This window comes from Kribbella sp. NPDC051936, from assembly GCF_040680955.1.
GTDB lineage: Bacteria > Actinomycetota > Actinomycetes > Propionibacteriales > Kribbellaceae > Kribbella.
On record NZ_JBFAXS010000006.1, the window covers coordinates 135,123 to 156,177 of the forward strand.

At 70.8% G+C, this 21,055-nt stretch carries 21 protein-coding genes; 8 read left to right on the top strand and 13 right to left on the bottom strand.

Annotated features, from left to right (window positions below; all coding sequences use genetic code 11):
• Window positions 1–6: 6 nt before the first annotated feature.
• The 7 genes from radA to AB0L64_RS21735 all read right to left on the bottom strand — a co-directional run bounded on the left by radA (window position 7) and on the right by AB0L64_RS21735 (window position 8,250).
• Window positions 7–1,407, bottom strand: a complete 1,401-nt coding sequence (radA, locus tag AB0L64_RS21705) for a DNA repair protein RadA (RefSeq protein ID WP_363712606.1) — start codon at window positions 1,405–1,407, stop codon at window positions 7–9.
• Between the two features lie 10 nt (window positions 1,408–1,417).
• Window positions 1,418–2,704: a hypothetical protein gene (locus tag AB0L64_RS21710; RefSeq protein WP_363712608.1), complete on the bottom strand. Its 1,287-nt coding sequence runs from the start codon at window positions 2,702–2,704 to the stop codon at window positions 1,418–1,420.
• Complete coding sequence (locus tag AB0L64_RS21715) at window positions 2,701–4,473, bottom strand: ABC transporter permease subunit (RefSeq protein ID WP_363712610.1); 1,773 nt, start codon at window positions 4,471–4,473, stop codon at window positions 2,701–2,703. The genes AB0L64_RS21710 and AB0L64_RS21715 overlap by 4 nt, the downstream gene beginning before the upstream one ends.
• Window positions 4,473–5,720 carry an ABC transporter substrate-binding protein gene (locus AB0L64_RS21720; RefSeq protein ID WP_363712612.1) on the bottom strand — a complete coding sequence of 416 codons (1,248 nt, stop codon included), beginning with the start codon at window positions 5,718–5,720 and terminating at the stop codon, window positions 4,473–4,475. Before AB0L64_RS21720 ends, AB0L64_RS21715 begins: the two co-directional genes overlap by 1 nt.
• Window positions 5,710–6,261 carry a hypothetical protein gene (locus AB0L64_RS21725; RefSeq protein WP_363712614.1) on the bottom strand — a complete coding sequence of 184 codons (552 nt, stop codon included), beginning with the start codon at window positions 6,259–6,261 and terminating at the stop codon, window positions 5,710–5,712. Before AB0L64_RS21725 ends, AB0L64_RS21720 begins: the two co-directional genes overlap by 11 nt.
• Before the next feature lie 89 nt (window positions 6,262–6,350).
• On the bottom strand, window positions 6,351–7,046 hold the full coding sequence (locus AB0L64_RS21730) for a class I SAM-dependent methyltransferase (RefSeq protein WP_363712616.1): 696 nt from the start codon (window positions 7,044–7,046) through the stop codon (window positions 6,351–6,353).
• A 4-nt stretch (window positions 7,047–7,050) separates the two neighbouring features.
• Window positions 7,051–8,250, bottom strand: a complete 1,200-nt coding sequence (locus tag AB0L64_RS21735) for an MFS transporter (protein ID WP_363712618.1) — start codon at window positions 8,248–8,250, stop codon at window positions 7,051–7,053.
• Window positions 8,251–8,340: 90 nt separating this feature from the next.
• On the opposite strand from AB0L64_RS21735, the gene AB0L64_RS21740 reads away from it, so the two are divergent.
• Window positions 8,341–9,765: a family 20 glycosylhydrolase gene (locus AB0L64_RS21740; RefSeq protein WP_363712620.1), complete on the top strand. Its 1,425-nt coding sequence runs from the start codon at window positions 8,341–8,343 to the stop codon at window positions 9,763–9,765.
• 125 nt (window positions 9,766–9,890) lie between these two features.
• A complete protein-coding gene (locus AB0L64_RS21745; protein ID WP_363712622.1) occupies window positions 9,891–11,414 on the top strand; it encodes a wax ester/triacylglycerol synthase family O-acyltransferase in 1,524 nt (507 codons plus the stop codon).
• Between the two features lies 1 nt (window position 11,415).
• Here the strand turns inward: AB0L64_RS21745 and AB0L64_RS21750 are convergent, their stop codons facing one another.
• Both AB0L64_RS21750 and AB0L64_RS21755 read right to left on the bottom strand, forming a co-directional pair.
• Complete coding sequence (locus AB0L64_RS21750) at window positions 11,416–12,048, bottom strand: VOC family protein (protein WP_363712624.1); 633 nt, start codon at window positions 12,046–12,048, stop codon at window positions 11,416–11,418.
• Between the two features lie 55 nt (window positions 12,049–12,103).
• A complete protein-coding gene (locus AB0L64_RS21755; RefSeq protein WP_363712626.1) occupies window positions 12,104–12,844 on the bottom strand; it encodes a hypothetical protein in 741 nt (246 codons plus the stop codon).
• A gap of 73 nt (window positions 12,845–12,917) precedes the next feature.
• Here AB0L64_RS21755 and AB0L64_RS21760 point away from each other — a divergent pair, with 73 nt between their 5' ends.
• The 6 genes from AB0L64_RS21760 to AB0L64_RS21785 are packed head-to-tail and all read left to right on the top strand — an operon-like array spanning window position 12,918 to window position 17,366.
• Complete coding sequence (locus tag AB0L64_RS21760; RefSeq protein WP_363712628.1) at window positions 12,918–13,850, top strand: Ppx/GppA phosphatase family protein; 933 nt, start codon at window positions 12,918–12,920, stop codon at window positions 13,848–13,850.
• Window positions 13,851–13,854: 4 nt separating this feature from the next.
• Window positions 13,855–14,709, top strand: a complete 855-nt coding sequence (locus AB0L64_RS21765; RefSeq protein ID WP_363712630.1) for a sugar phosphate isomerase/epimerase — start codon at window positions 13,855–13,857, stop codon at window positions 14,707–14,709.
• Window positions 14,706–15,296: a TetR family transcriptional regulator gene (locus AB0L64_RS21770; protein WP_359932044.1), complete on the top strand. Its 591-nt coding sequence runs from the start codon at window positions 14,706–14,708 to the stop codon at window positions 15,294–15,296. The genes AB0L64_RS21765 and AB0L64_RS21770 overlap by 4 nt, the downstream gene beginning before the upstream one ends.
• Window positions 15,296–15,865 (top strand): HDIG domain-containing metalloprotein, encoded by a 570-nt coding sequence (locus AB0L64_RS21775; RefSeq protein ID WP_363712633.1) that lies wholly within the window; start codon window positions 15,296–15,298, stop codon window positions 15,863–15,865. Before AB0L64_RS21770 ends, AB0L64_RS21775 begins: the two co-directional genes overlap by 1 nt.
• A 44-nt stretch (window positions 15,866–15,909) precedes the next feature.
• A complete protein-coding gene (locus AB0L64_RS21780; protein ID WP_363712635.1) occupies window positions 15,910–16,632 on the top strand; it encodes an ABC transporter ATP-binding protein in 723 nt (240 codons plus the stop codon).
• Window positions 16,629–17,366: an ABC transporter permease gene (locus AB0L64_RS21785; protein WP_363712637.1), complete on the top strand. Its 738-nt coding sequence runs from the start codon at window positions 16,629–16,631 to the stop codon at window positions 17,364–17,366. The genes AB0L64_RS21780 and AB0L64_RS21785 overlap by 4 nt, the downstream gene beginning before the upstream one ends.
• Window positions 17,367–17,408: 42 nt before the next feature.
• Here AB0L64_RS21785 and AB0L64_RS21790 read toward each other — a convergent pair whose 3' ends face one another.
• Genes AB0L64_RS21790 through AB0L64_RS21805 form a run of 4 tightly spaced genes read right to left on the bottom strand, consistent with a single transcriptional unit; the run spans window position 17,409 to window position 21,019 of the window.
• Complete coding sequence (locus AB0L64_RS21790) at window positions 17,409–18,317, bottom strand: hypothetical protein (RefSeq protein WP_363712639.1); 909 nt, start codon at window positions 18,315–18,317, stop codon at window positions 17,409–17,411.
• A gap of 59 nt (window positions 18,318–18,376) precedes the next feature.
• Window positions 18,377–19,408: a hypothetical protein gene (locus tag AB0L64_RS21795; RefSeq protein ID WP_363712641.1), complete on the bottom strand. Its 1,032-nt coding sequence runs from the start codon at window positions 19,406–19,408 to the stop codon at window positions 18,377–18,379.
• Between the two features lie 11 nt (window positions 19,409–19,419).
• Window positions 19,420–19,926: a SigE family RNA polymerase sigma factor gene (locus tag AB0L64_RS21800; protein WP_363712643.1), complete on the bottom strand. Its 507-nt coding sequence runs from the start codon at window positions 19,924–19,926 to the stop codon at window positions 19,420–19,422.
• Between the two features lie 58 nt (window positions 19,927–19,984).
• The gene (locus AB0L64_RS21805; protein ID WP_363712645.1) at window positions 19,985–21,019 is read right to left on the bottom strand and encodes a DUF695 domain-containing protein; all 1,035 of its coding nucleotides are present in this window, start codon (window positions 21,017–21,019) and stop codon (window positions 19,985–19,987) included.
• Between the last annotated feature and the right edge of the window lie 36 nt (window positions 21,020–21,055).

Here is a 21,055-nt window from a genome sequence, read left to right on the forward strand (position 1 = left end):
GGGGCGTCAGGCCAGGCCCGCGGCCATCAGGGCGGAGCGGAGATCCGGGGCGGCGAAGGTGCGCAGGCCGTACTTCTTCTGGATGTCCATCGGCTTCACGTCCTTGCTCCGGTTCGGGATGTCGGCGGGGACGATCGCCTTGGTGAACCCGAGCCGGGCCGCTTCCGCGAGCCGCTTCTCCAGGCCGCCGACGCGCCGCACCTCGCCGGCCAGGCCGACCTCGCCGATCGCCACCAGGCCGGGGTGGATCGGTTTGTCCATCACCGAGGAGGCAACCGCGATCGCGACCGACAGGTCCGCGACCGGCTCGGTGATCTTCACGCCGCCGACGGTGGCCACGTAGACCTCCTGGTCGGCCAGCTTCAGGCCGGCCCGGTTGCCGAGCACGGCGAGCACCATCGCGACCCGGGACGACTCCAGCCCGGACGTGGTCCGGCGCGGCTGCGGCGCGGCGGACGGGCCGACCAGGGCCTGCACCTCGGCCAGCAGCGGCCGGCGGCCCTCCATCATCACCGTCACGCAGGTGCCGGCCACCGGCTCGGCATGCTCGGAGACGAACAACCCGGTCGGGTCGGTGACCTCGACGATGCCGGTGTCGACCATGTCGAAGCAGCCGACCTCGTCCGACGGGCCGAAGCGGTTCTTGGTGGCGCGCACCATCCGGAACCCGGAGTGCCGGTCGCCGTCGAACGCGAGCACCACGTCGACCAGGTGCTCGAGCATCCGCGGGCCGGCGATCGCGCCTTCCTTCGTGACGTGGCCGACCAGCACGACCGCGATGTGCCGCTCCTTCGCGAGCCGGACGAGCGCGCCGGTGACCTCGCGGACCTGCGTCACGCCGCCCGGTGCGCCGTCGACCTCCGGGTGCGCCATGGTCTGCACGGAGTCGATCACCAGGAACGACGGCTCGACCGCGTCGACCTGGCCGACCACCGCACCCAGGTCGGTCTCGGCGGCCAGGAACAGGTCGTCGACGAGCGCGTCGGTCCGCCCGGCCCGGAGCCGCACCTGCGCGGCCGACTCCTCGCCGGACACGTAGAGCGTGCGCTGGCCGCCGCGCGCCGACTGCGCCGCGACCTCCAGCAGCAGGGTGGACTTGCCGACGCCCGGCTCACCGGCGAGCAGGATCACGGCGCCCGGCACGACGCCGCCGCCGAGCACCCGGTCGAGCTCGCCGATCCCGGTCGGCCGGGACTCGGCCTCGATCGCGGACACCTTGGCGATCGGCATCGCCGGCGACGTCACCGGGCCGGCGGTGATCCGGGCGGCCTTCGGCGCACCGATCTCGGCGACCGTGCCCCAGGCCTGGCACTCGCCGCACCGGCCGATCCAGCGCGCCGAGGTCCAACCGCACTCGGAGCACGCGTACGCCGCCTTGCTCTTCGCCTGAGTCGCCGCCTTCGCCATGGGACCAAACCTATTTGAGCCCGCCGACAAAACGTCTCAGGGCGCGGCGCAACCAGGTGCGCGGCGTCCGGCGGGGCGGGTCGTCGGCGACGACCGGGAGTTCCGAGGTTCGCCGGGCCGCGTCGAGGTACTTGGTCAGGATCTCGCTCTCCGACGTCCGCAGCATCGAGCTCTGTTCGAGCAGGTCGAGGGCCTTGTCCAGGTCGCCCGCGACGACGGCCGCGGAGCCGAGGTGCTGCAGGCAGCGGGCGTGGCCGTCGCGCTCGTCGACCTCGGCGTACAGGTGGGCGGCGTGCTCCCAGCGACTGCCGGCCTCGTGCGGGTTGCGCCGCATCCACGCGGCCACGCCCATCAGCTCCAGGGCGTGCGCCTGGCCGCTCAGGTCGCCGGCCGCGGTCGCGCGGGCGAGGGCCGGCCGCAGCTGTTCCAGGGCGCCCTCGCCGTCGTACTGGTACAGGTGGACGACGGCGAGGTTGATGGCGATCGCCACGTCCGCCGCGAGGTCCGGACCGGGGCGGGTCAGGCGTGCGTCGTCGAGTCGGTCGCGGGCGTTCAGGACGGCTTCGTCGCGGTCGCTCCCGGCCGGTGCGCGATCGGCGCGTGCCAGGTGCAGCAGGGCGCGTTCGACCTGGCGTCGCATCTTCAGCGCGGCCGCCGTACGACCGTGGGCGGCGATGTTGCTCGAGACGCCCAGGCGGGTGGTGGCCGCGTCCAGATCGCCCAGCATCCGGTACGCCGTCGCGGCGCGCGCCGCTGCCAGCTCGGCGAGACCGCGGCGACCACTGGACTCGGCCGTCGTGGTCAGGAGCTCGCTCAGTTGGAGCAGCGCGTCCGGATCTGGATGTCGTACGTACCAGGCCTCGAGGGCGTCGCAGATCCGGGCGAAGTCGTCGACCGCCGCGTTCTGCGCCTTTTCGTTGGCGAGCAGCTCACGCAGCCCGTCCTCGTGCAGCGTGAACCACTCGGCCGCGGCCATGCCGCCGGCGTCGGTCCCGAGCGCGATCATCCACTGCTCGGCCTCTTCGGCGGCCGCGTGCAGCCGGGTCACACCCTGCAAACGCCGTCGAACGATCCGGGACCGCCAGCGCCACAGAGCGAAGGCGACGAGCACGAGCAGGCCGGCCACGGAGTAGCCGACCCACTGCACGATGCCGCGCTGGCCGAAGCTCTGGCTGAGCAGTTGTGAGACGAGATCGGTCAGTACGCCGGACACGACACCGCCGACGAACAGGAAGAACACCTGGATCCGCGACGGCTCCTCGTCCCGCTGGTCCGGAGCGTCCTCCTCCTCGCTCATGGCCGGCTCCCTGTCGTCAGCCCGCGCACGACGATCCGCCAGAACGTCAGCATCAGCACCACAGGCACTACCGACGCGACGACAGCCGCTGCGGCGACCGGTCCGCTCGACGTGGAGAACTGTCGCGCCTCACCCCATAACACCAGCGACAGCGGCGTCGTGCCCGGGCCGCTGATCAAGAACCCGACGATGAAGTCGTTCCACACCAGCGCGAACTCCAGCACCGCAACAGCAACCAGTGCGGGCCGGTACGTCCGCTGCACAGTCGCCAGTACGGCGCTTTGACGCGCAGGACCCTGCAACGCCTCGGACACCAGTGCGGGCGGTGCGGACGCGAAGGCGGACCTCAGCAGCAGTACGGCGAACGGCAGACCAGCAGCCGCATGTACCAGGGCCAGCGCGACCCTGGAACCCGCCAGGCCCGCTGTGTCGATCGCGTCCCGCAGCGGTGCGGCGTACATCTGCACCGGCGTCACGGCCAGTACGACGAACACGCCCATCGCGATCCGCCCGAGCCGCGTCGGCAGACCGCCCCACGCGACCAGATAAGCCGTCGGTACGGCGATCACGAGCAGGACCGCTGTAGCCGCGGCCGCGATGACCAGGGTGGACAGCAGCGCCCGGAACAGCCCGACGTTCGCCGCTTCTCCGAACGACGAGAACCCGAGCCCCGAGAACGACCACCAGCCGTGGAGCCCTGCCTCCCGTGGCGAGTGCAACGCCGTGGCGACGAGCACGACGGCCGGGAAGATCCACACCAGCGCGACAGCGAACCCGATGAACCACCCGAACCGCCGTACCACCTTGGTGGGCTTGGGACGCCCCAGCGACGGATCCGGCCGTACGACGGTCACCGGCATCGCCCACCGGCGCCGCCGCAGCCCGCGGACGCCGATCAGCCCGACCGTGGCGACGATCGCGAACAGGACGACGCCGAGGGCCGCCGTACGCCCGGAATCGCCGCCTGTCGTGGTGGCCCGCCACCAGTTCAGCCCCAGCACGTCGGCCGACCTCTGCATGGACCCCGGTACGACGATGAGCACCAGGTCGAACACCCGCACCGCCGCGATGACCAGCGTCAGCGTGATCACCCCGGTGATGGGACGCAGCAACGGAATCTCCAACGCCCGCACCCGTCGCCAGCCGCGTACGCCTTCAGCGGTGATCGTGCGGGTCACGTCGTCGGGGATCGCGTCCAGGCCGGCGCGAAACAGCGAGACGACGTACCCGAGCCATGTCCAGCCGAACGCCGACACCAGGACCAGCCAGAACAGACCGGGGCCCAACCACACCGGGCTGGAGCCGAACAGCCGGGTCGAGACGGCCGTGATCGTCCCGCGCTCCGGAGTCGGGTCGAAGATCAGCCGGAAGGTCGCACCGGACACCAGGATCGACACGGCGAACGGAATGACCAGCGCAGGCTGGAGGAACGTCGTGACCGCCGGGAGCCGATAGCTCGACAAGGCCAGGAGGAACCCGACGCCCACCGTCCCGAACGCGACCAGCATCCACAACAGACTGTTGCCCACGGCATGCAAAGCGGACGGGTCACCCATCACCGCGAAGTTGCCGAGGCCGAACCCGCCGTCGGTCCGGAACGCCGTCACCACGGTCACGCCGATCGGTATCAGCAGCAGGCAGCTGAGCAACAACGCCGGCAGCCCCAAGAGGTACGGGCCGGCGGGACGGCGGGGTCTGCCTTGGACCGGCCGGCCGGTGATCTCCCGGCCGACGACCTCGAGTGACAGGCCGTTGGTGTGCAGGCCCATCAGCTCTCCTCCACCTTCCGCAGCTCGGCTATCGCGTCGCCCACCGCGTCCGGTACGACGGCCCCGGGCCGGCCGACCGCGATCAGGAAGTCGGTCAGGACGCGCCACAGACCGTTGATGTCGCCGATGCGCCCGAGCTGGTCGGACAGGTCGAACCGCAGTTGCTCGCCGGGCTTGGTGAGCTGCTCTGCCAGCCGGGTGAGCTCGGGGGAGTACCCACTGGTCCGGCCGTCGACCAGGAACCCGCCCTCCGCGATCCAGGGGTCTGCCGCGGTCGGCGCGGACAGCCGGCGGACCAGGTCGCGGGCGTCCTCCGTGGTCGGCTTCGGCAGCACCATCACGTCACCTCCGACGACCACAGGTGCTGCAGCCCCTGCAGCCATGGGAGGGAACGTGAAAAGCCCTATGTCGTCAGGGTCTGCGGCAAACGAGCGCACCACCGGCTCGGCGAAGTCGGATGCGAGCACCATGGCGGCCCTGCGATGCCCGAAGACCTCCACCAGTGCATCCGGGAACTGCTGGACGAGCGACTCCTTCACACCGCCGGCCAGGACACCGGGCGCCGACCACATCGTGCCCAGCAACCGAAGCGCCGCTGCGACCTCCGGGTGTTGCGACGGACGCGGGTCGGTCGCTGTCGCGAGTCCGGCGTACACGGACGGCGCGATACCCAGCAGAATGTTCTCCAAGAAGTCCGTCAGCACCCATCCGTCACCTGCGGCCAGCGACAACGGTGTGACACCGGCCTGGGTCAGTGTCTGGTTCAGCGTCAGCCACTCGCTCCACAGCCGGGGCGGTCCGACGCCTGCCTGGCGGAACACCGACGGCCGGTACCAGACCGCTGACTTGTGCGCCGTCTTGAACGGCACGCCGTACGTCGTTCCCTCGTGGACCAGGAGCTCTTTCCAGAGGCGTGCGCGACCGAGCTGTGCGATGTCGTCGGGGACCGGCTCCAGGTCGGCCAGGTGCCGCGGGACCAGACCTGGCTGCGGCAGCATGACGATGTCCGGCCTGCGGGTGGAGCGGGCGCCGAAGGCGGTGGAGATGTCGTCGCCGAGCGGGACGACCTCGACCGGGTAGTCCAACGCACCCAGGCCTTCCAGCACCTTGTGGAACGCGCGTAGCTCCTCACCGCTCCAGCTCACCGCCACCCGGACCGCGCGCCGCAGTCCCAGCACGTCACTCGAACATCCGGTCAGCAGAAACGTTGCCGCTGCTCCCAGGAACACTCTGCGGCTACTCGGCATCGACGAATCCCGCCGTACGGTCCGCGCTGGTCGTGATGAGCAGCAGAGCGGCTGAGGCGAGGTCGGGGTTGGGCCGCAGCGACAGCAGGGATCCCCAGGTAGGCAGGCCGTTCGCGTCCTCCAGCACGATCGCGCGAGGGTACGCGCCGAGCGCGCGGGCCACTCCGGCCAGTCGGCGACGGCCGGGCGTGATCTCGTACGGGTAGCGGTCCAGCACGTCCTCGAGACCGCAGCCGACGGCCTTGACCAGACTCGCTTCCCGGGCAGCTTGCTTGGTGACCTGCTGCGAGGTGCGGTGTCCGTGCATCACGTTGTCGAGCACTGTGAGGTGAGGGAGCAGACCGCCTTCCGCGGGCACCAGCCGGACCGTTCCTCCGGCCAGGACCAGCGCTCCGGGCGGTGGTTCGTCCAGTCCGGTCACGACGTCGGCCAGCCTGCGACGGTCGGTTGCCTGAGGCACCACCACCGCACGCTGCTCACCGACATCGACCCGGAGCCTCTCCGGCAACCCAGGCACCCGTTCGAGCAGCAGTCCGTCCATCCGCGCCTGGCGCCTCCCCAGAAAGCCCCGTCCAGTGGTTCGTCAACCCTATGAGGCGGCGAGGTCCGTGCGCAGGCGCCCGAGTGTCGTCAGAAGCTCCGGCTCCAGAGGTTGATCGCGTAGTCGACCTCGACGCCCGTGTGCGACGCGAGGATCCGCCGGGCGTCCTTCGGGGTGAACTCGATCTTCACCACCGCCTCCAGGTCGGCGCGGGTCTCGAACCGCCAGCCCATGTCGAGCGCCGTCCGGTGCCAGCCGCGGTCCGCCCAGAACCGCTCCACCTCCGGCGGCTTGATCATCGGGTACGACGTCCTGAACCACTCGCCGAACGTCGAACGGCTCCCGTCGTTGTCGATCACGAACGCGGTCCCGCCGCGGCGCATCACCCGGTCCAGTTCGGCCAGCCCGGGCTCGCAGCCCGGCCCGAAGAAGTACGCCCAGCGCGCATGCATCACGTCGATCGACGAGTCCGGCACCGGCAGGCGTTGCGCCGTACCCTGCCGTACGTCGACGTTCGGCAGCGCGCTCGTCCGCCGCCGGGCCGCGTCGGCGAGTGTTCCGTGCGGCTCGACGCCGATCACGCGTGCGGCAGTCGCCGCGAACATCGGCAGGTGGAAGCCCGTGCCGCAGCCGATGTCGAGCACGGTCGCGCCGGCCCAGTCGCGGATCGCCCGCATCGCCGGTTCGATCACGCCGTTCGGGTCGACCGCGCGGTTCTCGACCTCGTACACCTTCGGGTGGTGCCAGATGTTCGGGCTCGGGATCCCGCCCTCCGCGATGCTCACACCGCTAGACCCTAGCCATTGCCTGTTTGGTCGTCGCGGCGAGCACGGCGGCCGGAACGAGCAGGATGCCGCAGAAGACCGCCAGCCAGTGGAAGCCGAGATAGGCGAGGACCGGCCCGGCAGCCGTGCCCGAAAGGGAAGCCAGGACGCCCATGGTGAGATCCGACAGCCCCTGTGCCGACGTACGGATGTCGTCCGGGACCGACCGCGACAGCAGCGTCGACCCGGCGACCAGACAGGCCGACCAGCCGAGGCCCAGTGTGAACAACGCGAGTCCGGTCAGCGCATGCGCATCGTCCGGCGCGACCGCGGCCAGCATCATCGCCACGGCCAGTACGCCGAGGCCGATGCCGATCGTGGGGATCCGGCCGAGCCGGTCCGCCAGCCAGCCGGTCAGCGGCGACAGGGCGTACATGCCGGCCACGTGACCGCTGATGACGAAGCCGACGATGGTCAGCGAGGCGCCGTGGTGCCGCAGGTGCACCGAGGTCATCGACATCACGCCGACCATCACCGCATGCGCCGTCGCGATCGCCAGCAGGCCCAGCCGCGCGTGCGGGATGCTCAGCACCTGGCGGAACGTCTCTCCGAGCGGCTGGCGCTCCACCTTGGTGGGCCGCACCTGGCTGCGCATCCCGACCCACACCGTGGCTGAGCTGAGGCCGAAGGCGACGACCGAGAACACGTACGGGCCGGCCAGCGCCAGGATGCCTAGCGACGTCCCCACCGAGCCGCCGACACCGGTCAGGTTCGGTCCGACGATGACTCCGATCGTGGTTGCCCACACGACCAGTCCGAGTGACCTGGCGATCCGGCTGGGCTCCGCGTTGTCCGTCGCGGCGTACCGGGACTGCAGGTTGGAAGCCGAGCCGCTGCCGAACAGACAGCCGGCGGCCAGCAGCAGTGCGAGTGAACCGATCTGCGCGGCGACGATCGTCAGCGCGGCGCCGACGAACGCGATGAGGTAGCCGAGCGACAGCGAGACCCTTCGACCGGAGGTGCGGGCAAGGCCGGCCAGGGGGACGGCCAGGACGGCTGCGCCCAGCGTGGTCGAGGTGGCGACCAGGCCCGCGAGTGACGTCGAGCCGGAGACGTTCTCCGCCAGCAGCGCGGCTACCGCGAAACCGCTGGCTGTCGCGACGCCGCCGAGCGCGTTGCTCGCCACCAGGACCCGGAGAGTTGTCCGCTGCTGCTCGCTCGTCACGGGCAAACCCTCTCATGAACCTGACAGGGAAGCCGCTTATAGGATCGTCCTGACATAAATCGACCCGCGCTGCTTCCCCCTGGAGTCCGGATGTCCGACATCGCGATCGTTCCTGCCCCGCGCGAACTCACCGTCCACGACGGCCGCTGGGTGACCGCCGACCCGCTCGGCGAGGCCGTCCGGGACGTCGTCGAGAACCTCGGCGCCGCCGAGTACCGGATCGAGATCACCGGCGAGGGCGCCCGGCTGACGGCCGGCTCCGAGGACGCGCTGCGGCACGCCGAGACGACGTACGCCCAGCTCGTCGAGGCCGCCGAGCCGGCCGGCGGCGGGCAGGTCGCCGTACCGCTGGCGCACGTCGCGGACGCGCCGCGGTTCGGCTGGCGCGGCATGATGCTCGACGTCGCGCGGCACTTCATGCCCAAGGAGTTCGTGCTCCGGATCATCGACGTCCTCGCCCTGCACCGGCTGAACGTGCTGCACTTCCACCTCACCGACGACCAGGGCTGGCGGGTCGAGATCGAGGCGTACCCGCGGCTCACCGAGGTCGGCGCGTGGCGGGTCGAGAGCATGGTCGGCAGGATGTCGCACGGCCAGACGGAGTTCGAGTACGACGGGACGCGGCACGGCGGGTTCTACACCAAGGCCGACCTCCGCGAGATCGTCGCGTACGCCGCGGAGCGTGGCATCACCGTCGTCCCCGAGATCGACCTGCCGGGGCACATGCAGGCCGCGATCGCGGCGTACCCCGAGCTGGGCAACCACCCCGGCCAGCAGCTGTCCGTGCGGCAGGTCTGGGGGATCAGCGACGACGTGCTGAACGTCAACGACGCGACGGTCGAGTTCGTGAAGACCGTGCTGCGCGAGGTGCTGGACATCTTCCCCGCCGAGTACGTCCACCTGGGCGGGGACGAGTGCCCGTCGGTGCAGTGGGCCGAGTCGGACGCGGCGCAGAAGCGGCAGGCCGAGCTGGGGCTGGACGAGCCGGGACAGCTGCAGGGCTGGTTCACCGCGCAGGTCGCGGAGGTCCTGGCCGAGGAGGGCCGCCGGCTGGTCGGGTGGGACGAGATGGTCGAGACCGACTGCCCCAAGGACGCGGTCATCATGGCGTGGCGGAGCGCCCAGCGCGGCGAGGTCGCGGCGAAGGCCGGGCACCAGGTCGTGATGGCGCCGTGCGAGTCGGTGTACTTCGACTACTACCAGGGCGACCCCGCGACCGAGCCGCTGGCGATCGGCGGCAACATCCCGCTGGAGAAGGTGTACGACTTCGAGGTGGTCCCGGCGGCGCTGTCCGACGCGGAGAAGGCGCTGGTCATCGGCACCCAGTGCCAGATCTGGACCGAGTACATGGAGGGCCCGGAGCAGGTCGGCTACATGCTGCTGCCCCGGCTGTCCGCCTTCGCCGAACGCGCCTGGGGATCCCCGAAGGTCTCGTACGACGAGTTCCTCGGCCGGCTCCGCCCGCACCTCAAGCGCATCGAGGCCCTCGGCCTCAACCACCGCCCCCTCGACTAGCCCGCCCCGCCGCCCGCCGCCGGCCCGTCAAAGTGGTGGATCGAGCGGATTGTTGTGGGGGTGTGGACGGGGTGGCGCCCGGCCGCGACGATGGGTCGGGGGACCAGATCGGGAGCGGAGGGCGCATGGCCGCGGTGGGGCCGCTGGATGCGATGTTCCTTGGTGGGGAGACCCGGGAGCAGCCGATGCATGTCGGCGGGCTGATGCTGTTCGAGCTTCCGGAGGGGGCCGGGCGGGACCACGTGTTCCCGGAGTCGTCGCGGGACTTCGTGTCGCGGCTGTACCACGAGATCGTGGCGGCGCCGGAGGTCAACCCGCTGTTCGCGCGCCGGGTGCGGAACCGGCCCGTCGACCTCGGCTACTGGTCCTGGGAGCAGGACGACGAGATCGACCTGGAGTACCACGTCCGGCTGTCCGCGCTGCCGCGGCCCGGACGGTTCCGCGAGCTGTTCGAACTCACCGGCCGCCTGCACGGAACCCTCCTCGACCGGCACCGCCCGCTGTGGGAGATGCACCTGATCGACGGCGTCGAGAGCCGGCGGTTCGCGATCTACAGCAAGATCCACCACTCGATGATCGACGGCGTCACGGCACTGCGCTGGATGCACGACACCCTCACCACCGACCCGACCCGCACAGGTATGCCGGCCACCTACGCCCTGCCGGCCGGAGGAGAGAAGCCGCTCCGCGGCGAAGGCGCCGGGTCGAGGGTCGGCTACGGGGTCGCGCCCGGTGCCGCCCGCCCCGGGCTCGGTGCTGCCCCGGGAGGGGCGTTCGGCGGGCTGCCGACTCCTGCGGGGTTGCTTGCCGCTCTCGGTCGCGTGCCTGGGCGCACGCTCGGTGCCGCCGCGCAGGTGCCCGGTGCCGCCGGGCACCTGCTGGCGGAACTGGCCGGACTCCCCGCCGCCGGGCTCAAAGGGCTGCTGGAGTCGACGATGCCGTTCCAGGCGCCGCGGACGATCTTCAACCAGCGAGTCACCGGCGCGCGCCGGTTCGCGGCGCAGTCGTGGCCGATCGAGCGGCTGGAGAAGGTCCGGGCAATCACCGGCGCGACGCTCAACGACGTCCTGCTGGCGATGTGCTCCGGGGCCCTGCGCAACTATCTGCTCGAGCAGAACGCCCTGCCGGACAAAGGGCTGACGGCAATGGTGCCGGTCTCCCTGCGGACCAAGGACGACGCCCCCGGCGGCGGCAACTCGCTCGCCACCCTGATCGCCGACCTCGCCACCGACGAGGCCGTCCCCGAGCGCCGGATCCACCGGATCATGGCGTCGACCGCGCACGCCAAGCGCGTCTTGTCCGGCCTCAGCCCGCTGCAGAACCTGATCGTCGGCGCGCTGGGCTTCGGCGTCGCCGGTCCTGCCGCGATCCTTCCCGGCGTGGCCGGCCGTACGACGCCGCCGTACAACGTGGTCATCTCGAACGTGCCGGGCCCCGCCGACAGCCCGCTCTACTGGAACGGCTCACGCCTGCTCGGGATGTATCCCGCAAGCATCGTCCTGAACGGCCAAGCACTGAACATCAGCGTCACCAGCTACGCGCACGAGCTGCACTTCGGCCTGGTCGGCTGCCGCCGCACCGTCCCGCACCTGCAGCGCCTGCTCGGCCACCTGGAGACCTCCCTGGCCGACCTGGAGATCCTCCACTGACTCAGATCCGGACCGGGCCGTTCGGCGTGCTGAAAGTGGCTGCTACCAGGCCGGGCTGACCGTTCGGGCCGGCCCAGGTGACGTCGAGGTCGTCGAGCAGATGGTCGGCGGGGTGGCCGATCCAGTCGGTGACCCGGGACGGGTCGCCGGCGATCTCCAGGCCGGTGAGCTCGAGGTCCTTGCCGCCGATCGACGGGTGCTCGGCGAGGTCGTCCCAGTGGATGAAGAACGGCAGCTGCGGGTCCGCGATCAGGCCCTTCACGCCGATCTGCCGCCAGGTCAGGTTCACCCCGTCCGGCCGGTGCCGGTTGCCGGGCACCGCCTGCCGCCCGAGGCGCTTCTCCATCGCCGCCATGTCGCGGACCGCGACCACCCAGCCCAGCCAGCCGCCGCCGAGCTCCTTGCGGGCCCGGACCGCCTGCCCGAACGGCGCCTTGTCCGACGCCGGGTGGTCGAGCACGTCGACCACCTCGATGTACCGGTCGTTCTCCAGCGGCAGGATGTGGTTGACGGTGCCGAACCGCGGGTGCACCCCGCCGTCCAGGAACTCGGCGCCGAGCAGCGCGGACAGCCGCTCGACCGTGGCCGCACAGCCATCGGGTCCGCACGCGTACGACAGATGATCCAGACGCATGTCAGTCATTGTTACGTCTCGCACCGACAGCCGACACACCGAGGGTGTGTCGGCGCTATTTCGAGGCGGGGTGCGGCAGCAACGGCCGCGCGGCCTCCAAGTGCTGCCGGCACAGGTCGGCGAGGACGTCGTACGCCTTCACGCCCATCAGCGTCTGCAGCTCCACCTTGCTGGACTCGAACACCGGCTCGACGGCGATGTGCGCCTCGGTGTTACCGGTGCAGTACCAGTCCAGGTCGTGCCCGCCCGGACCCCAGCCGCGACGGTCGTACTCCCCGATGCCGACCTCGGTGTACGTCGTGCCGTCCGGCCGCTCGACCTCGCGGAACGTCCGCCGGATCGGCAGCTGCCAGCACACGTCCGGCTTGGTCTCGACGAAATGGATACCGCGCTTCAGCGCCAGCCCGTGCAGCGCGCACCCGGCGCCGCCCGGGAAGCCCGGCCGGTTCAGGAAGATGCAGGCGCCCTCCCAGACCCGGGTCTTGCGCTCGCCGTCGTCGTCGGTCTCGACCCAGCCGTTGTTCCGGCCCTCCTTGCGGAACTCCCAGTCCTCCTTGCCGAGCTCCTTGACGTACTTCTTCACCCGCTTCTCGTCGTCGGCGTCGGAGAAGTGCGCGCCAAGGGTGCAGCAGCCGTCGTTCGGGCGGCCCTTGTAGATCCCCTGGCAACCGCCGCCGAAGATGCAGCTCCAGTTGGAGGTCAGCCAGGTCAGGTCGCAGCGGAAGACCTGGTCGGGGTCGGCGGGGTCGGTGAACTCGACCCAGGCACGGGGGAAATCGAGAGAAACCTCAGGCACCTGAAAAGCGTACGCGCCGAAGCCGCCCATGCGTGAATGCACTGCTGCTGCGGTTGTCCAGTAGCGTGAGGGTATGCGGCTCGGCGTACTCGACGTGGGATCCAACACCGTTCATCTGCTCGTGGTGGACGCGCACCGTGGCGCCGCGCCGCTGCCGGCGTACTCGCACAAGACTGAGCTGCGGCTGGCCGAGCACCTGGACCAGGACGGCCGGATCGCCGAGTCCGGGGTCGACGGGCTGATCGCGTTCACCAAGGAAGCCGTCGTGCTGGCCGAGGACAAGGGCTGCGAGTCGGTGCTCTCGTTCGCGACGTCCGCGCTCCGCGAGGCGCCGAACGGCGAGAAGGTGCTGTGCCGGGTCCGCGACGAGACCGGCGTGGACCTCGAGGTGCTGACCGGTGAGGACGAGGCCCGGTTGACGTTCCTGGCGGTCCGGCGGTGGTTCGGCTGGTCGTCCGGGCGGCTCGCGGTGTTCGACATCGGCGGCGGATCCCTGGAGATCGCGGCCGGATCGGACGAGCAGCCGACGGTGGCGGAGTCGGTGCAGCTCGGCGCGGGCCGGCTGACCCGCGAGGGGCTGACCGCGGATCCGCCGGACAGGGACGAGGTCCGGGCGCTGCGGCGCCGGATCCGGCTGGAGCTGGCCGCGGTCGCAGGTCCGGTACTGCGGGCCGGTAAGCCGCAGCGTTCCGTGGCCACCAGCAAGACGTTCCGTTCGCTGGCCCGGATCGCCGGCGCGGCCCCGTCTGCCGACGGGCCGTACGTGCCGCGCACGCTGAACCGCGACGATCTGAGCGAGTGGATCCCGAAACTGACCAAGATGTCGGCCGCCGAGCGGGCCGCCCTGCCCGGGGTCTCGCCCGGCCGCGCCTCCCAGCTGACCGCCGGGGCGCTGGTCGCGGACGCCGTGATGGACCTCTTCGACCTGCCCGCGCTCGAGGTCTGTCCGTGGGCCCTGCGTGAAGGCGTCATCCTGTCCCGGCTCGACCAGCTGCAACCCCGGTGAACCAATGAACCCCCGTACGACCGCGAAGATCGGCCTGTCCACCGCCTCCGTCTACCCCGAGTCCACCGCCAGCGGCTTCGAACTGGCCGCCCGGCTCGGGTACGACGGCGTCGAGGTGATGGTCGGGATCGACCCGCTCAGCACCCAGATCGACGCGGTCCAGCGCCTCGTCGACTACCACCAGCTGCCGGTGCTCGCGGTCCACGCGCCCTGCCTGCTGATCACCCAGCGGGTCTGGGGGACCGACCCGTGGGGCAAGCTCGAGCGCAGCGCGGAGGCGGCCAAGGACCTCGGCGCGGACGTGGTCGTCGTGCACCCGCCGTTCCGCTGGCAGCGGGAGTACGCGCGCGGCTTCGTCGAGGGCATCGCGCGGCTGGAGGCGGAGACCGGCGTGATCTTCGCGGTCGAGAACATGTACCCGTGGCGGGCGCCGGGAAAGGGCCTGCAGGCGTACGCGCCGAGCTGGGACCCGACCGAGCAGAGCTACGCGCACACCACCCTCGACCTGTCGCACGCGTCCACCGCGGAGCAGGACTGCGTCGAGCTGGCCGCGACGATGGGCAAGAGTCTCACTCACGTGCACCTGACCGACGGGACCGGCTCCGCGAAGGACGAGCACCTGGTGCCGGGCCGCGGCACGCAGCGCGCCGCGGACCTGCTGACCGCCCTGGCCAAGCAGGACTTCCGCGGTCACATCGTCATCGAGATCAACACCCGCCGCGCGGCCAGCCGGTCCGAACGCGAGATCGACCTGATCGAGTCGCTGGAGTTCACCCGCAAGCACTTCGTGAAGGCGGGCTCCCGCCGGACGTCGTTCGCGGTCACCCCGGAGGGGGAGATCTCGGAGCTGACTCCGTGACGGTCGCCCGCCGTACGCCGGGACGCCGTCCGGGCGGGCCCGACACCCGGGGCGAGATCCTCCGGGCGGCCCGGGAATCCTTTGCGGACAAGGGATTCGCGGCCACCTCGATCCGCGCGGTCGCGCGCCAGGCCGGTGTCGACGCCGCGCTCGTCCACCACTACTTCGACAGCAAGGACGAGCTGTTCATCGAGGCGATGGCGCTGCCGCTGGATCCGCGGCAGGTGGCCGCGGCGATCCTGGACGGCTCCCGCGAGGATCTCGGCCGCCGGATCGCGACGGTGTTCCTCGGCGTCTGGGAGTCCGACGAGGGGCAGCAGCGGATGAAGGCGATGCTGCGCAGCGTCGTGACCAGCGACGAGGTCGCCCGGATCATGCGCGAGGGGATGACCCGGATGATCCTGGAGCCGGTCTCGCGGTTCATCGACGTCCCGGACGCGAAGCTGCGGGTCGCGCTGATCGCGAGCCACCTGATCGGGCTGGCGCTGACCCGCTACGTGGTCGAGCTCGAGCCGGTGGCCTCGGCCGGCCTGGACGCCCTCGTCGACCGGATCGCGCCGGCGATCCAGCAGTACGTCTCGGGCTGATGGAGATCCCGACCGACCGGGAGATCCGCGCGCTGCACCGCGACCACGCGCCGAGCCGGTCGTCGTTCGAGCTGGTGTACGAGCATTGCCGGCTGGTCTGCGCGGTGGCCTCGCAGTTCTTCGCCGGTCTGGACATCGACGCCGACCTGGTGCGGGCGGGCGCTCTGCTGCACGACATCGGTGTCTACCGCCTGGACTCGACGGCATACGTGCGGCACGGCGTCCTCGGGCACGCACTGCTCGCGTCGCTCGGGTTCCCGGTCGAGATCTGCCGGTTCGCGTCGTGTCACACCGGCGTCGGGATCACGCGCGAGGACGTCGTACGGCAGGCGCTGCCGATCCCGGTCGACGACTACCTGCCGCGGACGCCCGAGGAGGAACTCGTCCTGTACGCGGACAAGTTCCACAGCAAGCGGCGGCCGCCGGTGTTCCTGTCCGGTGACACCTACGCCGCCGAGGTCGGCCGGTTCGGCGCGGACAAGGTGACGCGCTTCGCGGCGCTGCGGGAGCGGTACGGCGACCCGTCGCTGGACGCGCTGAGCCGGGCCACCGGGTACGCCGTCGTCTGAATCTCCCTGTTGCCGTCGGTCCTGGTTCGCGCTAAATTCATCATATGATGAAAAACGCGGTGAGCTGCCGTGACGTCGTCGTGGTGCGCGGCGACCGGGAGGTCCTGCACGGGGTCGGGTTCGACCTCCGGGCCGGGACCGTGACCGGGCTGCTCGGGCCGTCCGGCTGTGGCAAGACGACGCTGATCCGCGCGATCGTCGGCCTGCAGGCGCGGGTGACCGGCGACGTCTCGGTCCTCGGGCTGCCGGCCGGCGCGCCGAAGCTGCGCGGGCGGATCGGCTACGTGACGCAGGAGCCCAGTGTGTACGGCGATCTGACCGTCACCGAGAACCTGCGCTTCTTCGCGGCGGTCCTCGGGGTCGCGTCGGGCGACGTCGAACGGGTGATCGAGGCCGTCGACCTCGCCGGCCATGCGGACGCCCGTGTCGACCGCCTCTCCGGCGGCGAGCAGTCGCGCGCCTCGTTGGCCGCCGCGCTCCTCGGCGACCCGGAGTTGCTGGTGCTCGACGAGCCGACGGTCGGACTCGACCCGGTGCTGCGGCGCGATCTCTGGGCGCTCTTCCATCGGCTCGCCGACGGCGGCGCGACCCTGCTCGTCTCCAGCCATGTCATGGACGAGGCCTCCCGCTGCGACCGGCTCCTGCTGATGCGCGAGGGCGAACTGCTGGCCGACGACACGCCGCAGGCGCTGCTCGCGGCGGCCGGCGCCGGCGAGATGGAGCAGGCGTTCCTCACCCTGATCGACCGGAAGGCTGGTGCGCGATGACCCCGCGGGTGACGTTCGCCGTTGCGGCCCGGGTGCTGGCGCAGTTGCGCCGGGACCACCGGACGGTGGCGATGCTGATCGTGCTGCCGACCCTGCTCGTCAGCCTGATGTGGTGGATGTTCACCGACTCCCCGATGGTCTTCGACCGGATCGGCGGGCCGCTGCTCGCGGTCTTCCCGTCGATCGTCATGTTCGTGGTCACATCGGTCGCGACGCTGCGCGAACGGTCCAGCGGCACCCTGTCCCGGCTGTTCACGATGCCGATGGGCAAGCTGGACTTCCTGCTCGGGTACGCGCTTGCCTTCGCGCTGATCGCCGTCGTCCAGGCGCTGGTGGTCGTCTCGATCGCCTTGTACCTGCTGGATCTGGACATCCAGGGCGACGCCTGGCAGCTCGGTGTGGTCGCGGTCCTCGACGGCGTCCTCGGTACGGCGCTGGGCCTGTTCGCGAGCGCGTTCGCGGCGACCGAGTTCCAGGCCGTGCAGATGATGCCGGCCGTGATGATCCCGCAGATCCTGCTGTGCGGCCTGCTCGTTCCCCGCGACCAGTTGCCGACGGTCCTGCACGCGATCAGCGACGTCCTGCCGTTGTCCTACGCCGTCGACGCCGTCCTGGGAGTTGCCGCAGGCAACGGATTCACCTCAGGGGTCGGCGGTGACACGCTGGTGGTCGTCGCGTTCATCCTGGCGTCTCTGGGCCTGGGTGCGGCCACACTCAGACGCCGCACCGCTTAGGGGATCTGGCGCGCGCAGTGGGGTGCGCGCGCCAGACCTGTCCTACTCGCCGAACAGCCAGTCGGACTTCACCGGCGGGGCCCAGCGGAAGTAGCTGGGATCGGCGAAGGTGCCAGGCACCTTTCCGTGGCCGGTGATCGACGTCTTCGCCCCGTCCGCGTGACCGAAGGTGTAGAGGTACGCCGACTTGGTCTCCTTGTCGATGCCGACGACAACGGTCCCGTAGTTGCCGCAACCGCCGGCGACGAGCGTCTCGAAGCCCTGCCAGGTCGCGGACCGCACCTTGGTGACGACCGGCCGCAGCTGGGAGTTGACCGGGATGCGGATGGTGTAGAGCGCGCCGCCGCGGGTGTTCGCGAGGAACGTGTCGTACGCCGCGGCCTTGCTGATCAGCGTCATCGACTTCACCGCCGCGAACCCGGACGCCGATCCGTACGCCTTCCAGGCGCCGGTGTCGCCGACGACCCACCGGAACAGCACGCCGTCCGAGCGGAGCGCGTACTCGTAGGTCCGCGGGTGCGCCGGGTCGTCGTTGAACACCGACGTCTCGTGGTCGACGAACCTGCTCCACCCGCCGCCGATCCGGGCCAGCTCCGACGACGTCACCTTGCCGCTCTTGTCGAGCTCGAGCCAGTGCTGGTACATCGAGTCCCCGAGCACGACCCGCCCGTACCGGGAACTGCCGGTCGCCGTCGCCTCGTTGACGAGCGTCGCGACCATCCTCGCCGCGCCGTCGGCGTACACGTTCGGTACGACGCTCCGCGCACCCGCCGCCGGCGGTGCCGACGCGGTCAGCCGTTGCAGTGTCTGGTCACCACCGGCCGTCACCGAGCCGAGGTTCAGCCCGCAGGACGCGGTGGTTGCCGTCGTCCCGGCGACGGCGGTGTTCACACCCGCGGCGGCCAGTCCGGCCGCCGCGAGCAAGGTCAAGGTCGTACGCAGTTTCCCCATGTCTCCCCCTTCGAAAAGTTCGATGGGTAAGACCAACGAGGCCGCCGTTCGGTTGATAACTATTCGAAGACTTTGACGATCTTCCCGGCCTTGTCGTACGCCGCGACCTTCGGGTACGTCTTCTCCTGGTGGACCGCTGAGCTCTTCCAGGTGAAGGCGAACCAGCCGCCCTCGCCGACCGGGACCTGGTAGACCGGGCCGTTCGCGATCCGCAGGCGGACCGTGACGGCGTCCTTCGAACCGACTCGGCCCCAGCCGCTCATTCCCCACCCCTTGCAGATCCCTGCAGTGCAAGGCCCGCTGCTGCCTCCGCCGGCGTACATATCGGTCCGGCCGGACTTGACGGCCGGGTTCAATTGCGGGTCGCTGCTGGTGAGGTTGGTCAGCGTCGCGAACGTCGTGTTGCCCTGGAGGCCGGTCGCGAACGGGACGTTTGTCTGCAACGAGCACTCCATGACCTTGTGGCCGATAGGGGAGATCGCGACCACCTCGGCCTGTCCGAGCGTCCTCGACTCGTCGGACGCCACGACCTGCCAGCCGGTCACGTCGACCCAGGCCAGGACGGAACAGTTGCGGAGCTTGCCGGCGATGCTCTTCGGCATCGGATCCTTGTTTGCCGCCGCGACCAACTCGGGCGACGGCTTGTCGCCGCCGGGGACGATGCAGTGGTTCTTCTTGTCGCCGACCTTCACGTCGTACGTCGCCGGGTGGCCGGACCGGGCGCCCTTGGTGTCCGCGAGCTTGCGTTTCTCGTCCGGATTCCGCAGCTCACAGCGGCGCTGTGCTTCGGCCATGGTGATTCGCTGGTCCGCGCCGGCCTCGCCGCGCGGCACTCCCGGCACGGCCTCGAACCGATCGGGCGGGTTGCCGGCGATCCCCGGTTGGTTGTCGGCCGAGCTCAGGTTGGGCAGCAGACTGGCGCCGAGGGCGATCACCGCGACGCCTGCGACCGCACCGCCCGCGCCCAGCAGCTTGCGGTGGCGCCTGGTGCGGCGGCCGCGGGCCAGTAGTTCGGTTGTGTCCAGCGGCTGCATCGTCTCCGACTCGGCGAGCCGGTGCAGTTCGGCGCTGATCTCTCGTACGTCTTCCATCTCGTTCTCCTTCACAGCGCCCGGCTCGTCCGCCGCTGGTCGATGGCTCGTCGGAGAGTTTCGAGACCACGTGCCGCCTGGCTCTTCACGGTGCCCGTGGAGCAGCCGAGGATGTCCGCGGTCTGCTCGACGGACAGGTCCTCGTAGTACCGCAGGACGACGCAGGCGCGCTGCCGCGGACCGAGCGATCGCAGGGCCGCCAGGACCTCGACCCGGTCGGCGTGCCCGACCGCGAAGTCGTCGTCCCCGGCCCGGTCCGGTACGTCGGCGATCGCCACCTCCCGGCGCCACGGCCGGCGTTTCCCGTCGTACGCCGCGTTGACCACCGTCCGGCGGGCGTACGCGAACGGGTTGCCGGTCCGCCGTACCTTCGGCCAGGCCAGGTACAGCTTGTACAGCGCGTCCTGGACGATGTCGTCGGCCCGGTGCCGGTCACCCGACACCAGGAACGCCGTCCGCCGCAACGCCGCCTCGGCTCCTTCGACGAACTCGACGAACTCCTGGTCTCGCTCCGACATCCGCGCCTCCACTCTCCATCTCCCCCTCAAGACGAAAAGCCCGGACTCCCAGGTTGCATCACCCCGACAGGTGCGCGACGTTCTGCCAGGCGGGGTCGGGGGACGCGGTGAGCGCCACCTTGCCGTGCGGCCAGCCGGTCGTGGCGGCCTGGAGCTGGGCATCGGCGGGCGTGGTGCCGTCGACGTAGTAGTGCAGGATCCGGACGCCGGCGGACGTCTCGTGGGCGAGCAGGTTGCCGGAGCCGCCGAGGCGATCGGTGAGGTGGTCCTCGAAGGCCCGCAGCTCGTCGAGCATCTCGGACTCGGGCAGCCCGTCGTCGCGGACCAGGGGATAGTGGATGGCGACCGCCACGTGGGTGTCGAGATGCGGCCGGCGGATCGACCGCAGCGGGTACTCGGCGGTCGCGATCACTCGCTGCCCGTCGCGGGTCCCCTCCAGCATCTTCCACGCCGGACTGCCGTCCTCGAGCGTGTGCTCGGCGGCGAACCCGGCCACCGCCGGCAGCAGTTCGGTCACCGGTACGGCGTCCTGCGGCGCGTCCGGCAGCGTGTCGATCGCGCCCACCCATGTCTCCACCATCTCCTCGCCGAGCACCAGGTCGAGGATCAGGAACGTCACCCGCCGCTGCGCGTCCACCGGCAGCGACGAGAACACCGGGTGGTGGACGCCGACGTGCACCGCCGCCGCGTCGGGTTCGATCGAGACCAGCGACTCGTCGATCGCGACCGGCGGGAGCCCGTCGAACTGCAACGTCACCGCGGGCCCGGGGCGGCGCAGGTCGGCGTACTCCCAGACCTGGTCGGACGGCGGGGCGGCCCGCAGCCAGCGGCGGGCGATCGCACGCTGCGCCGGGTTGCCCGCCGCGGTGACGATCAGCACGTGCTCGGCGTGCAGCCCGGGGCCGAGCTCCCACTCCAGGTCGGGGTGGATGCGGGCGACCCGCTCGTTCAGTTCCGCGTTCGCGCCGGTCGGCTCCCGGCGGCTGACGGCGTCCGCGACGCCGCCGGCTCCGGTGCTCGACCACCAGGACCAGAACGCGCCGATCGGGTCGGCCTCCACGGCGTTCCGGCGGCGGCGCTTGAAGATGGGCATGGGCGCATCCTCTAACAAGCAGGGGTGCGACGATCG

Bases quoted from the DNA above. Each gene is read 5' to 3' on its own strand.
- radA (WP_363712606.1), bottom strand. From the start codon at position 1,407: ATGGCGAAGGCGGCGACTCAGGCGAAGAGCAAGGCGGCGTACGCGTGC.
- AB0L64_RS21710 (WP_363712608.1), bottom strand. From the start codon at position 2,704: ATGAGCGAGGAGGAGGACGCTCCGGACCAGCGGGACGAGGAGCCGTCG.
- AB0L64_RS21715 (WP_363712610.1), bottom strand. From the start codon at position 4,473: ATGGGCCTGCACACCAACGGCCTGTCACTCGAGGTCGTCGGCCGGGAG.
- AB0L64_RS21720 (WP_363712612.1), bottom strand. From the start codon at position 5,720: ATGCCGAGTAGCCGCAGAGTGTTCCTGGGAGCAGCGGCAACGTTTCTG.
- AB0L64_RS21725 (WP_363712614.1), bottom strand. From the start codon at position 6,261: ATGGACGGACTGCTGCTCGAACGGGTGCCTGGGTTGCCGGAGAGGCTC.
- AB0L64_RS21740 (WP_363712620.1), top strand. From the start codon at position 8,341: ATGTCCGACATCGCGATCGTTCCTGCCCCGCGCGAACTCACCGTCCAC.
- AB0L64_RS21745 (WP_363712622.1), top strand. From the start codon at position 9,891: ATGGCCGCGGTGGGGCCGCTGGATGCGATGTTCCTTGGTGGGGAGACC.
- AB0L64_RS21750 (WP_363712624.1), bottom strand. From the start codon at position 12,048: ATGCGTCTGGATCATCTGTCGTACGCGTGCGGACCCGATGGCTGTGCG.
- AB0L64_RS21760 (WP_363712628.1), top strand. From the start codon at position 12,918: ATGCGGCTCGGCGTACTCGACGTGGGATCCAACACCGTTCATCTGCTC.
- AB0L64_RS21765 (WP_363712630.1), top strand. From the start codon at position 13,855: ATGAACCCCCGTACGACCGCGAAGATCGGCCTGTCCACCGCCTCCGTC.
- AB0L64_RS21775 (WP_363712633.1), top strand. From the start codon at position 15,296: ATGGAGATCCCGACCGACCGGGAGATCCGCGCGCTGCACCGCGACCAC.
- AB0L64_RS21780 (WP_363712635.1), top strand. From the start codon at position 15,910: ATGATGAAAAACGCGGTGAGCTGCCGTGACGTCGTCGTGGTGCGCGGC.
- AB0L64_RS21785 (WP_363712637.1), top strand. From the start codon at position 16,629: ATGACCCCGCGGGTGACGTTCGCCGTTGCGGCCCGGGTGCTGGCGCAG.
- AB0L64_RS21790 (WP_363712639.1), bottom strand. From the start codon at position 18,317: ATGGGGAAACTGCGTACGACCTTGACCTTGCTCGCGGCGGCCGGACTG.
- AB0L64_RS21795 (WP_363712641.1), bottom strand. From the start codon at position 19,408: ATGGAAGACGTACGAGAGATCAGCGCCGAACTGCACCGGCTCGCCGAG.
- AB0L64_RS21800 (WP_363712643.1), bottom strand. From the start codon at position 19,926: ATGTCGGAGCGAGACCAGGAGTTCGTCGAGTTCGTCGAAGGAGCCGAG.
- AB0L64_RS21805 (WP_363712645.1), bottom strand. From the start codon at position 21,019: ATGCCCATCTTCAAGCGCCGCCGCCGGAACGCCGTGGAGGCCGACCCG.